This window comes from Paraburkholderia sp. JHI869 (assembly GCF_038900775.1).
Classification (GTDB): domain Bacteria; phylum Pseudomonadota; class Gammaproteobacteria; order Burkholderiales; family Burkholderiaceae; genus Paraburkholderia.
Window position 1 is genome coordinate 134,553 of record NZ_JAYMSC010000006.1, and the last position, 13,607, is coordinate 148,159.

Genomic DNA, 13,607 nt, shown 5'->3' on the forward strand with positions numbered 1-13,607 from the left:
GGACGAACACACTGTTGCGCCAGCTTAAATAGTCGGCGATCTGGACGCGACCGATGGCCGCGCGTCAGGCCTGTTCGGTGCGCTTCGTCGTGTCCAGATGCGTGTGCCGCGCCGCGTACAGCTCGCGGAACGTGCGGCCGACCGGCGCGGGCATATCGCGCCCGTTGGTCCAGCCGCGCGCAAATGGCAACTTGCGGATGAGCTGGGCCTGGCCGCCCATGCGCTCGAGCAGCCGCACACCGAGCTTGGTGAGCAGCGCGTAGGCCGTGGGATGCAGCGCAAGCCAGCCCCACGCCGCGAGCGCCGCGCGCTCGCGCCACGGCCGCAAATGCCGCTCCGTCTGCTTTTCGCGTAGTTTGCGCAGCAAATCCGAAAGCGGAATGCCCACCGGGCAGACGCTATTGCACTCGCCACAGAGCGTAGCGGCCTGCGGAAGATCCAGCGTCTTTTCGAGACCGACGTAGCTCGGCGTGAGCACGGAGCCCATGGGCCCCGGGTAGACCCAGCCGTACGCATGGCCGCCCACCTTCTGATAAACCGGGCAGTGGTTCATGCATGCGCCGCACCGGATACAGCGCAGCATCTCCTGGAATTCCCCCCCAATGAGGCCCGTGCGGCCGCCGTCCACGAGTACGACGTACATGTGCTCGGGACCGTCCAGCTCCTCCGCTGCGCGCGGGCCCGTAAGAACCGAGAAGTAGTTCGACGTGGCCTGCCCTGTTGCCGAGCGCGGCAACAGGCGCATGGCCGTGGCCAGGTCTTCGAGCGTAGGCAGCACCTTCTCGATGCCTGTCACCGCCACGTGCACGCGCGGCATCACGGTGCACATCCCTTCGTTGCCTTCGTTGGTCACCAGCACGACCGAGCCCGTTTCCGCGACGAGGAAGTTGCCGCCTGTCACACCCATGTCTGCCGACAGAAAATGCGGACGCAAAACTTCGCGCGCCTCGCGCGTCATGTCGGGGATTTCGGTCAGACGCGGCTTGTCATGCGTCTTCGCGAAGAGATCGGCGATCTCGTCCTTATCCTTGTGGACGACGGGTGCAATGATGTGACTGGGCGGCTCGTTGTCGTTGATCTGCAGGATGTACTCGCCCAGATCGGTCTCGATCGACTGCACGCCCATTTCCGCGAGCACGGTATTGAGGCGCATTTCCTCCGAAACCATCGACTTAGTCTTGATGACCTTGCGCACGTCGTGGCGCCGCGCGATGTCTGCAACCAGCTTCGCCGCATCTTGCGCCGTTTCCGCGTACAGCACGGTCACGCCGCGGCGCGTTGCCTCGGTTTCGAACTGCTCGAGCCAGACATCGAGATTCTCCAGCGCACGATTGCGGCGCGCTTTGAGCGCCGCGCGCGTGACGGGGAAATCGATCGCGGTGATCGCCTCGGTGCGCGCCGAGACGAACTTGGTCGAGAGCTTCTTGAGGTTCTGCTGGAGACGCTGATCGGCCAGCTTCTGGCCGGCGCGCGCCTTGAACTGCATCGATTGGACTTGCATGGCGTGAGGGCGATGTTTGAGCGGTTATCGGCGAGTTCGGGGCTATTCGTGCATTCCGCGCGAAAGGGGCGACGGCAATCGTCGGCGCATCACACGTCGCCGGCTAGCACCTGCGCGATATGTAGCACTCGCGTGGTGGTATCGCCGGTGCGGCGCAGGCGGCCTTCGATATTGAGCATGCAGCCAAGGTCGCCAAGCACCACCGCGCCCGTCCCGCTCGCCTGAACATTCGCGCATTTTTCGTCGGCGATCGCCGTGGAGATATCGCCGTACTTCACCGCAAAGGTGCCGCCGAAACCGCAGCAGTGCTCGCAGTCCTTCATCTCGCGCACTTCCACGCCGCGCTGGGCTAACAATGCGCGCGGCTGCACCTTCACGCCAAGCTCACGCAGGCCTGAACACGAGTCGTGATAGGTCACCGGCCCGCTGAACTCCCGCTGGGGCAGCGTGACCTTGGCGACATTCACGAGGAAATCCGTGAGTTCGTAGACGCGCTCGCGCAACTTTCCGTAACGCGCCATCAATTCAGGATCGTCGCGAAACAAATCGCCATAGCGCACGCGGATCATGCCGCCGCAAGAACCCGAAGGAACGACGAGATAGTCGAATTGCTCGAATTCGCGCAGCGTCTTTTCCGCGAGGTCACGCGCGATCGCACGCTCGCCTGAGTTGTAGGCCGGCTGGCCGCAGCAGGTTTGCGCAGGCGGCACGACGACTTCATAACCCGCGTCTTCGAGCAATTTCAGCGTCGAAAAGCCAATCTCCGGACGCATCGTGTCGATGAGGCACGTGACGAACAAACCGACTCGCATGGGGACTCCTCGTTAAAACCGTCCCCGATTATCCGCTGTTTCGCCGCCATGACCAACGCGGGTCTGCATCACCCTCACCGGCAGAGCGAGATGCCGCAGCGCAGCGCAAACCTCCGTCCTACCGCTTACTTTTTTCACAATACGAGATACAATGGATTTTCCGCCTCAAGTGTCAAACGAATCTGAACTCATGAGCGACACCCATCCAGATCCGAAGACCTCGATTCAGGTGATCGAGCGCATGATGCGCCTGCTGGACGCACTGGCCGCGCACAGCGACCCTGTCAGCCTGAAGGAACTTGCGCAACGCACCGAACTGCATCCTTCAACTGCGCACCGTATCCTGAACGATATGGTGAGTTGCCGTCTCGTCGACCGCTCCGATCCCGGCACCTACCGGCTTGGCATGCGGCTGCTCGAACTCGGCAACCTGGTGAAGGCACGGCTTTCAGTGCGCGACGCAGCGCTCACGCCGATGCGTGAACTGCACCGCCTCACCGGCCAGACCGTCAATCTGTCGGTGCGCCAGGGCGACGAAATCGTCTATATCGAGCGCGCCTATTCGGAGCGCTCGGGCATGCAGGTGGTACGCGCCATTGGCGGACGGGCCCCGTTGCACCTGACTTCGGTCGGCAAGCTCTTTCTCGCCGCCGACGAAGCCAACCGCGTGCGCGCCTACGCTACGCGCACCGGCCTTTCCGGCCACACGCGCAACAGCATTACCGACCTCGGACGCCTCGAGCGCGAACTCGCTCACGTACGCCAGCAATTCTGCGCACGTGACAACGAGGAACTCGAACTGGGCGTACGCTGCATCGCCGCCGGTATCTACGACGACACCGGCAAACTGGTGGCGGGCCTCTCACTCTCCGCGCCTGCGGACCGCCTGCAAGATTCGTGGCTCGGTCAGTTGAGCAAGACGGCGCTCACGATTTCGGAGTCGCTGGGCTATCACCAGGAGCCCGCTGAAGGCAACGTGCAGCCCGCCTGAAATCAGTGCGAGGGAGAATCAGGAAGAGCGGAGGCGTGCCCTCCGCTTTTTTTTGCTCTCCGCCAGCCTCACGCAACCAGTTCATCGAGCTTTCGGTTCAGCCTGGTGTCAAGGTGGCGCGCTTCTTTTGCCAGGTTCACCTGCTTCGCCGTTCGCGCCGTTTCCAGCAGCGCCGAGTCGATGCTATATCCGTCACGCCCCATCAGCCAGGCCAGGATGTCGCTGAGATGCCAGAGCGAAGGATTGCCCTCGTGCACGGGCTGCGGAAATTCGGCCGCATGCCCGAGCATTAGCTTGCGCATGTTCTGGCGCGACATGCCGGTCAGGTCGGCGGCATCGGTCAAGCCGACAAAATCTGGTGCGGCTTCCACGAGCCGCGCGGTCGGCACCGCCTGCTTCACGTCCTGCAGCGCCGAGTAGATTGCCGACCATGCATTCGCACTGTCGCGCGTGAACGTCAGCGCGATTCGGCCAGGCAAACCCACACCGATTGTCGCGTCGTCGCAGCCGGCAGCGGCCAGGCGTTCCACGAGCGCTTCGTGATCGCTGTCTTCCGCGGCCAGTTGGTACTTGAGTGTGAACAGATAATTCATGAGTTACTCCGGCGCTACGGCTGCCGCACACGCAGCTGCCGCATTGATACGATGTGTCGTGCAATTGTCGACCACACGTTTGAGCACATAGGCGTGATTGTCCACGTTACGCGGCGTGCTCCAGATGCTCGTGATGCAGAATTCCCCGCAACGACAGGCAGCATCGTTGTATGGGCAGTACATTCGTCCCCACGCATGCCCATGGCCTTTACCTGGTTCAACTAACCAACCCTGATTCTCGGCATAAGCAAGCGCGGCTTCGATCTCCTTCTTTGGGTGCGATCGTCTCATCGACAAACTCAGTGTATGCATCGTCAGATTAGTTGTCAATTGACAACCATCAAGACCCAAGATCATCGCGCGTTAAAGGCAGGCGAGATCGGGCGCCAGGTCACCACTCATTGAGCCATGTTGCCGACGAACGAAACGACGAGACAGTCGGTCGAACGTCATAGGACGAGCAGCACGCACCAGAAAGCAAAACGCCCCGCAGTTGCGGGGCGTTTGTCGGGTAAATCCGAAAAGGTCGAGATCAGGTACCTGGGCCGCCTGCATCGGCACTCGTAATGCGCGGCTGCTGGTCGGCGCCGCCATTGTCGAGCCACGTGCGCACGCGCGTTGCATCCGCGAAGCGCGAGTACTTGCCGCTCGAATCGAGCAGCACCATGATCACCGGACGATTGTGAATCGTCGTCTGCATGACGAGGCACTCACCGGCTTCGTTGATGAAGCCGGTCTTCTGCAGGCCGATATCCCACGACGCATTGCGAACCAACGCATTCGTGCTGTTGTAGGCGAGATTGCGCTTGCCCGTGAACACGTCGTAGCTGCGGTCGGTCGAGAACTGACGAATCATCGGGTACTGGTAAGCCGCGTTCACCATCTTGACCAGGTCACGCGCGGTCGAGACGTTGTGGCTCGTGAGTCCCGTGGAATTCTCGAAGTGCGTATCGGTCATGCCGAGCTGCTTGGCCTTCGCATTCATCGCCGCGATGAACGCCGGACGGCCGCCCGGGTAATAGCGCGAGAGCGCCGCCGCCGCGCGGTTTTCCGACGCCATCAACGCGATGTGCAGCATATCCTCGCGCGAAAGCACCGAGCCCACCGACAGACGCGAACCGGTGTTCTTCTCGTAGTCGCGGTCTTCGTCCGTGACTTCGATTTGCTCCGAGAGCGACTCCTTCGAGTCGAGCACGACCATCGCGGTCATGAGCTTCGAGATCGAGGCGATCGGCACGACGGCGTGCGAGTTCTTGTCGAAGAGCGGCTCGAGCGTGTTCTGGTCGACCACGTAGCCGACGCCCGAGCGCAGCATCAGCGAGTCGGGCGTCTCGTGCAGACCGAACGCCTGACCGACGGTCGGCTGGCGCGGTTCGAACGCGACACGGCGCACCGCCGAATGATGGCGGCCGTTCATCGTATAAGCGACGCGGCGTTTTTTGGCCACCGGTCGCGCATCGTCGTCCTTGGCGGCGACGGTGCGGGTTGCGCCCGCCTTGGCGGCCTTTGCCGTTGCCGGCTCAGCCTTCGCAACCTTCTTGGTGGCCTTTTTTGCCTTGGCCGTTTTGGCCGGTGCGGCGTCTTGCGACGCAGCAAAGGCGCCCTCAGGCGCCACGAGCGTCGCACTGATCGCGACGGAAACAGCAACCGACAACGCGGTGCTGATAATCGACGACGGCATCAGTGAGAACGACAGGAGCTTGTCGGATTTCATTGGTGTTCTTGATGGAGCGGCGGGATCGTTCGCCAAGTGTAGTAAAACCACGAAAAATTCGCAAATTGAAGCACTTATCGGCGCTCATTAAACCGAAGTATGACCTCCGATTGAGCTGGCCAATGTACTTCCCGCATTCGATGGAGTCAGACAATTGCCAAGCCGCTCCTCTCTCCGCGACGCCACTTGCTGACAACGTTTGCGGCACACGCAAAGTGTGCTTGCTGCGTTAACGGCGTTCGTCGTACGGAACTTGAACTGAGGAAAATACGGGTGAGAGTGTCTGACCACCAGTGCCGCCGTGCCGCGCGACGCGCGTTCGACCGCAATGGATCATTAACGTTCCATGTAGGAATTCGGTGGACGGACCAGGTGAAATCCCATAGACACATTCATGCGATCCATGGCGCATCTTGCTAGAAGCGGGGTTTCCGCGCTTGCCGCGCCCTTGTCGCAGCCTCCTTCGGGCAGCCGGAAGCCCCGCACATCGGGGCATTGGCGCAGTTGTCGCGGCGGCTCCATGCGCGTGGCATAAGTGATTGTTTAATAATAAATTATCGACATTGTGCGACGCACCAAAAAGCCTTGACTTTCTTCGCGAGCATCCTAAAATCGAGTCAATGTTGCGACGCACAAAGCGAGCGACAGAGCACCAGCGCCGTGCCACTTACTTCAGGCGACCCACGAAGGCCGCCGACATCCAGGAGCGTAAACATGAGTCTGCTGACCCCTGAGCAATTCGCCGCTGCCCAGAAAGCCAACCTCGAAACCCTGTTCGGCCTTACCGGCAAGGCATTCGAAGGCGTGGAAAAGCTGGTCGAATTGAATCTTCAGGCCGTCCGCTCGAATCTGGCGGAATCGCAGGAACACGCCCAGCGCGCACTGTCGGTGAAGGACGCGCAGGAATTCCTGGCCCTGCAAACGAGCTATGCCCAGCCGCTGACCGAAAAGCTGCTGTCGTATGGCCGTCATGTGTATGAAATCGCCTCGGCTACCCAGGCTGAGTTTGCGAAGGTCGCCGAAGCCCACTACGAAGAGCAGAACCGCAAGGTTCAATCGCTCGTCGACAACGTCGCGAAGAACGCACCGGCCGGCTCGGAAACCGCAGTCGCCGTGATCAAGTCGGCGATCAACGCCGCGAACACGACCTACGAAACGGTCCACAAGGCCACGAAGCAAGCTGTCGAAATGGCGGAAAGCAACTTCAACGCCGCCACCGCTGCTGCGAGCAAGGCTGCCGCTCAGGCATCGCGCTCGGCTGCCGCTTCGGCCAAGAAGCCGGTCTAAGAGTTGTAGATTGAACCGGTGCGCGCGCTGAAGCAGCCGCGCGCCGGGCGCCGGTCCTGAACGCTCCGGCATGCCGCCCGGCATGTCACTTGCCCGGTCGCCGACCGGGAATCTTTTTTACGCTCCGGCGCCTCTCGCAGTACTTCGCAGCACGCAGCGTTACCCCAAAATGCAAACGGCGCACTCCTCACGGAGTGCGCCGTTTCTTCATGCGCGCCGCAACGAGCGGCGCGGCACGAATTTACTTCTTCTTCTGCGGCGGCAGATCGGTACAGACGCCTTCGTACAGCTCGGCGGCCATGCCGATCGACTCGCCCAGCGTCGGGTGCGGGTGAATCGTCTTGCCGATGTCGGTCGCATCCGCGCCCATTTCCACGGCGAGGCACACTTCGCTGATGAGGTCGCCTGCGTTCAAGCCGACGATGCCGCCGCCGATCACACGATGCGTCTCTTCGTCGAAGATCAGCTTCGTGAAGCCTTCGTCGCGGCCGTTGGCGATCGCGCGACCCGATGCGGCCCACGGGAACACCGCCTTGCCGTACTTGATGCCTTCGGCCTTGCACTGGTCTTCGGTCTTGCCGGCCCACGCCACTTCCGGATCGGTGTAAGCCACCGACGGAATCTGCAGCGCGTCGAAGTACGCCTTCTCGCCGTGCGCTGCTTCCGCCGCCACGTGGCCTTCATGCACGGCCTTGTGTGCGAGCATCGGCTGGCCGACCACGTCGCCGATCGCGAAGATGTGCGGCACGTTGGTGCGCATCTGCTTGTCGACGTCGATGAAGCCGCGATCCGTCACGGCCACGCCGGCCTTGTCCGCGCCAATCTTCTTGCCGTTGGGCGAGCGGCCCACGGCGACCAGCACGAGGTCGTAGCGTTGCGCCTCGGCCGGCGCCTTCTCGCCCTCGAACGACACGTAGATGCCGTCGTCCTTCGCCTCGGCCTTCGTGGTCTTGGTCTTGAGCATGACATTCGCGAAGCGCTTCGCGTTGTACTTCTCCCAGACCTTCACGAGATCGCGGTCCGCGCCGGCCATCAGGCCGTCGAGCATTTCCACGACATCGATCTGCGCGCCGAGCGTCGCGTACACAGTGGCCATTTCCAGGCCGATGATGCCGCCGCCGATCACGAGCATCTTCTGCGGAATCTGGCGCAGCTCCAGCGCCCCGGTCGAATCGACCACGCGCGGATCTTCCGGCATGAACGGGAGCTTCACGGCCTGCGAGCCAGCCGCGATGATCGCCTGCTTGAACTTGACGATCTTCTTGCCGTTCTCGCCCACCACTTCCATATGGTTCGGATCGAGGAACGAGCCCAGGCCCGTCACGACTTCGACCTTGCGCGCCTTCGCCATGCCGGCGAGACCGCCCGTGAGCTTCTTGACGACGCCCGACTTGAAGTCGCGCAGGCGGTCGAGATCGATCTGCGGCTTGCCGAACGTGATGCCGTGCGAGCCGAGCGCTTCGGCTTCGTCGATCACGAGCGCCGTGTGCAGCAGCGCCTTCGACGGAATGCAGCCCACATTCAAGCACACGCCGCCGAGCGTCGAATAACGCTCGACCAGCACGGTCTTCATGCCGAGGTCGGCGGAGCGGAACGCCGCCGAGTAGCCGCCGGGGCCCGCGCCGAGCACGAGCATGTCGCATTCGACGTCGGCGCTGCCGCTGAAGCTGCCGGCTTGCGGTGCCGGTGCTGCGGCCTTGGGCGCTTCGGCTGCCTTCGGTGCTTCAGCAGCCTTGGGCGCTTCAGCCTTCGCAGCCGGAGCCGCCGCGCCTTCCGACGCTTCGACCAGCGCGATCACCGTGCCTTGCGAAGCCTTGTCGCCGGCCTTGATCTTCACTTCCTTGACGGTGCCCGCGACGTCGCTGGGCACTTCCATCGTGGCCTTGTCCGACTCGAGCGAGAGCAGCGTCTGCTCTTTCTCGATCACGTCACCGGCCTTGATGTTGACTTCGATGACGTCGATGTCCTTGAAGTCGCCGATATCCGGCACTTTCACTTCGACGAGACTCATGGTGTCCCCTACCCCTAAAGGATGACCGGCCGCGCCTGCCGCGGCGCGCACGTCGGGGACGACGTGCGGCGCGGCGAGCGCGAGCCGGTCAAATCGGTTTTACAGAATCACGCGGCGGAAATCGCCGAGGATCGAAGCGAGGTACGCGTTGAAGCGCGCGGCAGCTGCACCGTCGATCACGCGGTGATCGTACGAAAGCGACAGCGGCAGCGTGAGGCGCGGCACGAACTGCTTGCCGTCCCACACCGGCTTCATCGCGCCCTTCGACAGACCGAGGATCGCCACTTCCGGTGCGTTGATGATCGGCGTGAAATGCGTGCCGCCGATACCGCCGAGCGACGAGATCGAGAAGCAGCCGCCTTGCATCTGGTCCGGCTTGAGCTTGCCTTCGCGGGCGAGCTTCGAGAGCTCGGCCATTTCCTTCGCGATGTCGACGAGACCCTTCTTGTCCGCGTCGCGGATCACCGGGACGACAAGACCGTTCGGCGTGTCGGCGGCAAAACCGATGTGGTAGTACTGCTTGAAGACGAGGTTGTCGCCGTCGAGGCTCGCGTTGAACGTCGGGAACTTCTTCAGCGCGGCGACGCAGGCCTTGATGACGAACGCGAGCATCGTGAACTTCACGCCCGCCTTCTCGTTTTCCTTGTTCAGCTGCACGCGCAGCGCTTCGAGGTCGGTGATGTCCGCTTCGTCGTTGTTCGTGACGTGTGGGATCATGACCCAGTTGCGGTGCAGGTTCGCGCCCGAGATCTTCTTGATGCGCGACAGCGGCTGCGTGTCGATCGGGCCGAACTTCGTGAAGTCGACCTTCGGCCACGGCAGCAGGTTCAGGCCTGCGCCGCCAGCGGCCGGTGCGGCGGCGGCAGCCGGAGCCGCGAGCGCGCCCGTCATCACGCCCTTCACGAACGCGGTGACGTCGTCTTGCGTGATGCGGCCCTTCGGACCCGTACCCGTGACGCGGCCAACGTCCACGCCGAGTTCGCGCGCGAACTTGCGCACGGACGGCGAAGCATGGCTCGGACGGCGCGCGCCGCCTTCGCCTGCCGGAATGATCGGCGCCTGCGCAAGTGCCGACGGTGCGGCGGGCGCGGGCTTGCCCGCTGCGGGCGCAGGCGCGTCCGACGGCTCTTCGACGTGCTTCGCAGCGGGTGCGGCGGCAGCGGAGGTGGCAGATGCGGCGGCGCCTTCCGCTTCGACGACGACGATCTCGGTGCCTTCCGACACGTTATCGCCGACCTTGACCAAGATTGCCTTGACGACGCCGGCCACCGGGCTCGGCACGTCCATGGTCGCCTTGTCCGATTCGAGCGTGACGAGCGACTGCTCCTTCTCGACGCGGTCGCCAACCTTCACGCCGATCTCGATGACCGGTACGTCCTTGTAGTCGCCGATGTCGGGGACCTTGACCGACTGCACGCCGCCGCTCGCGGCAGCAGCAGGTGCAGCAGCCGGCGCGGGCGCAGCGGCAGGCGCCGGCGCGGCTGCAGCCGGTGCGGGAGCCGCAGCAGGCGCGGCGGCCGGAGCCGCAGCGGCGCCCGCGCCGTCCAGCACCAGCACGAGCGAGCCTTCCGACACGTTGTCGCCGACCTTGACCTTCACTTCCTTGACCGTGCCCGACGCCGGGCTCGGCACGTCCATGGTCGCCTTGTCCGACTCGAGCGTGATGAGGGACTGCTCTTTTTCGACGGTATCGCCCGCCTTCACCAGCACCTCGATTACAGGAATGTCCTTGTAATCGCCGATGTCCGGCACCTTGACTTCGATCGCTTGACTCATTGTTAGTGTCTCCGGGGCCGCATACAACACGCCTCCCCGCTTCGGGGAGGCGCACATGCCATGCACAGGGGTGATGGGTTAGACGGTCATCGGGTTGGGTTTGGAGGGATCGAGGTTGTACTTGGCGATCGCCTCGCCAACCACCTTGCGCTCGATCTTGCCTTCGTCCGCGAGCGCGTTGAGCGCCGCAACCGTGGTCCAGTAACGATCGACTTCGAAGAAGTGACGCAGCTTTTCACGCGTGTCCGAGCGGCCGAAGCCGTCGGTGCCGAGCACCACGAACTTGCGCGGCACGAGACCGCGGATCTGGTCGACCAGCGCGCGCACGTAGTCGGTCGAAGCGATGACCGGACCTTGCGTGTCCTTGAGCAGCTTCTCGACGTGCGATTCGCGGCGCGGCTCGCTCGGGTGCAGCAGGTTCCAGCGCTCGACTTCGTGACCTTCACGCGCGAGTTCGGTGAAGCTCGGCACGCTCCAGAGGTCGGCTTCGACGCCCCAGTCGTTCTTCAGCAGGTCGGCGGCAGCGATCACTTCGTTGAAGATCGTGCCCGCGCCCATGAGCTGAACGCGCGGCGCCTTGGCGTTCGCGTCGGCCTTGCGGAACGAGTACATGCCCTTGATGATGTCGGCCGCCACGTGCTCGCCCTGCGGAATCGCCGGGTGCTCGTAGTTCTCGTTCATCACGGTGATGTAATAGAACACGTCTTCCTGGTTCTGCACCATGCGGCGCAGACCGTCCTGCATGATCACGGCGAGTTCGTAGCCGAACGTCGGGTCGTAGTTCACGCAGTTCGGCACCGAAGCGGCCCACAGGAGCGAGTGGCCGTCTTCGTGCTGCAGGCCTTCGCCGTTCAGCGTCGTGCGGCCAGCGGTGCCGCCCAGCAGGAAGCCGCGCGAGCGCATGTCGCCCGCGGCCCACACCAGGTCGCCGATGCGCTGGAGGCCGAACATCGAGTAGAAGATATAGAACGGGATCATGATCTCGCCGTGCGTCGAGTACGACGTCGCGGCCGCGATCCAGTCCGACATGCCGCCGGCTTCGTTGATGCCTTCCTGCAGAATCTGGCCGGTCTGCGATTCCTTGTAGAACATCAGCTGATCGGAATCTTCCGGCACGTACTTCTGGCCGTCCTGATTCCAGATGCCGATCTGGCGGAACAGACCTTCCATACCGAAGGTACGCGACTCGTCCGGCACGATCGGCACGACGCGCTTGCCGAGCGCCTTGTCCTTCAACAGGATGTTGAGGATACGCACGAACGCCATCGTCGTGGAGATCTCGCGGCCTTCGCCCGTGCCCTTGAGCAGCGGCTCGAACGCGTCGAGCGCCGGCACCGGCAGCGACTCGGCCTTCTGGCGGCGAGCCGGCAGGTAACCGCCGAGGTCCATGCGCTTCTGGCGCATGTACTCGAGTTCCTTCGAACCTTCCTCGAACGTGAGGTACGGCACGTCGACGATCTGCTCGTCGGTGATCGGCAGGCGGAACTGGTCGCGGAACTTCTTGAGCTGATCCACCTGCATCTTCTTCTGCTGGTGGGTGATGTTCATGGCCTGGCCGGCTTCGCCCATGCCATAGCCCTTGATCGTCTTGGCGAGGATCAGGGTCGGCTGGCCCTTCGCGTGCTGGGCCTGATGGAACGCCGCGTAGATCTTGTGCGGGTCGTGGCCGCCGCGGTTCAGGTTCCAGATGTCGTCGTCGGACCAGTCGGCGACCAGCGCCTTCAGTTCAGGCGTGTTGAAGAAGTGCTCGCGAACATACGCGCCCGACTCCGACTTGTACGTCTGGTACTCGCCGTCGACCACTTCCATCATGCGGCGCATCAGCGCGCCCGACTTGTCGCGCGCAAAGAGCGCGTCCCAGCGGCTGCCCCAGATGACCTTGATGACGTTCCAGCCGGCGCCGCGGAACTCGCTTTCGAGTTCCTGGATGATCTTGCCGTTGCCGCGCACCGGACCGTCGAGACGCTGCAGATTGCAGTTGATGACGAACACGAGGTTGTCCAGGCGCTCACGGCCGGCCATGCCGATCGCGCCGAGCGATTCCGGCTCGTCCGTTTCGCCGTCGCCGAGGAAGGCCCAGACCTTGCGGCCCTCGGTCTTCGTGATGCCGCGCGCCTGCATGTACTTCATGAAGCGTGCCTGGTAGATCGCCATGATCGGGCCGAGGCCCATCGAGACGGTCGGGAACTGCCAGAAGTCCGGCATCAGCCACGGGTGCGGATACGACGAAATGCCGCCGCCGTCCACTTCCTGGCGGAAGTTGTCGAGCTGGTTCTCCGACAGACGGCCGAGCAGGAACGCGCGCGAGTAGACGCCCGGCGACGAGTGGCCCTGCACGAAGATCAGGTCGCCGCCGTGTTCCGGCGACGGAGCATGCCAGAAGTGGTTGTAGCCGACGTCATAAAGCGTGGCCGCCGATGCGAACGAAGCGATGTGGCCGCCCACGTTCGTGTGCTTGCCCGCGCGCAGCACCATGGCCATGGCGTTCCAGCGCGTGTACGAGCGGATGCGGTGTTCGATGTCCTGGTCACCCGGATTCTTGGCCTGGTTGGCGACGGGGATCGTGTTGATGTACGGCGTGTTCGCCGAGAACGGCAGATGTTCGCCGTGCACACGGGCGAATTCGATCTGCTTTTCGATCAGGTGGTGGGCGCGATCAGGACCGACAGTCGAAATGACGCCGTCGAGCGCTTCGAGCCATTCGGCGGTTTCCTGGGGATCCTCGTCCTTGTCGGCGGCAACGTACTTGAGGACTTCGTCGGGTACAGCGGACATGCTCGTCTCCTGGATGTAGGGGAACGCTGTTGATCGGACCATGCGGCCGGCGACGCTTAAGACGTGACCGGGCCAACCGCAGCAGCTTCGGGGCGATTGTAATGACCCCCCTGACCATCGCGCAACAAAATTTTCGAATTGCGAGAT

Annotated in this window: 10 protein-coding genes; 2 read left to right on the top strand and 8 right to left on the bottom strand. The window is 63.2% G+C overall.

Annotation, left to right across the window (positions count from 1 at the left end; translation table 11 throughout):
* Positions 1 to 64: 64 nt before the first annotated feature.
* Positions 65 to 1,501, bottom strand: coding sequence for a lactate utilization protein B (locus tag VSR72_RS13430; RefSeq protein WP_342952828.1), 1,437 nt, complete (start codon positions 1,499 to 1,501; stop codon positions 65 to 67).
* 89 nt (positions 1,502 to 1,590) lie between these two features.
* Positions 1,591 to 2,313: a (Fe-S)-binding protein gene (locus tag VSR72_RS13435; protein WP_342952829.1), complete on the bottom strand. Its 723-nt coding sequence runs from the start codon at positions 2,311 to 2,313 to the stop codon at positions 1,591 to 1,593.
* Positions 2,314 to 2,503: 190 nt separating this feature from the next.
* Here VSR72_RS13435 and VSR72_RS13440 point away from each other — a divergent pair, with 190 nt between their 5' ends.
* The gene (locus VSR72_RS13440) at positions 2,504 to 3,304 is read left to right on the top strand and encodes an IclR family transcriptional regulator (RefSeq protein ID WP_342952830.1); all 801 of its coding nucleotides are present in this window, start codon (positions 2,504 to 2,506) and stop codon (positions 3,302 to 3,304) included.
* Between the two features lie 68 nt (positions 3,305 to 3,372).
* On the opposite strand, the gene VSR72_RS13445 is transcribed toward VSR72_RS13440, so the two are convergent.
* The 3 genes from VSR72_RS13445 to pbpG all read right to left on the bottom strand — a co-directional run bounded on the left by VSR72_RS13445 (position 3,373) and on the right by pbpG (position 5,611).
* Complete coding sequence (locus tag VSR72_RS13445; RefSeq protein WP_342952831.1) at positions 3,373 to 3,897, bottom strand: DNA-binding protein; 525 nt, start codon at positions 3,895 to 3,897, stop codon at positions 3,373 to 3,375.
* Between the two features lie 3 nt (positions 3,898 to 3,900).
* Positions 3,901 to 4,188 (bottom strand): hypothetical protein, encoded by a 288-nt coding sequence (locus VSR72_RS13450; protein ID WP_342952832.1) that lies wholly within the window; start codon positions 4,186 to 4,188, stop codon positions 3,901 to 3,903.
* Between the two features lie 241 nt (positions 4,189 to 4,429).
* A complete protein-coding gene (pbpG, locus tag VSR72_RS13455; RefSeq protein WP_342952833.1) occupies positions 4,430 to 5,611 on the bottom strand; it encodes a D-alanyl-D-alanine endopeptidase in 1,182 nt (393 codons plus the stop codon).
* Positions 5,612 to 6,325: 714 nt separating this feature from the next.
* On the opposite strand from pbpG, the gene VSR72_RS13460 reads away from it, so the two are divergent.
* Positions 6,326 to 6,898: a phasin family protein gene (locus VSR72_RS13460; RefSeq protein ID WP_158757564.1), complete on the top strand. Its 573-nt coding sequence runs from the start codon at positions 6,326 to 6,328 to the stop codon at positions 6,896 to 6,898.
* A gap of 241 nt (positions 6,899 to 7,139) precedes the next feature.
* Here the strand turns inward: VSR72_RS13460 and lpdA are convergent, their stop codons facing one another.
* From lpdA to aceE, 3 genes are all read right to left on the bottom strand, one after another.
* Entirely contained in the window at positions 7,140 to 8,909 is a 1,770-nt protein-coding gene (gene lpdA / locus VSR72_RS13465) for a dihydrolipoyl dehydrogenase (RefSeq protein ID WP_342952834.1), read from the bottom strand.
* Positions 8,910 to 9,008: 99 nt separating this feature from the next.
* Positions 9,009 to 10,685 (bottom strand): dihydrolipoyllysine-residue acetyltransferase, encoded by a 1,677-nt coding sequence (aceF, locus tag VSR72_RS13470; protein ID WP_342952835.1) that lies wholly within the window; start codon positions 10,683 to 10,685, stop codon positions 9,009 to 9,011.
* Between the two features lie 78 nt (positions 10,686 to 10,763).
* Positions 10,764 to 13,460, bottom strand: coding sequence for a pyruvate dehydrogenase (acetyl-transferring), homodimeric type (aceE, locus tag VSR72_RS13475; RefSeq protein WP_342952836.1), 2,697 nt, complete (start codon positions 13,458 to 13,460; stop codon positions 10,764 to 10,766).
* Positions 13,461 to 13,607: the final 147 nt, after the last annotated feature.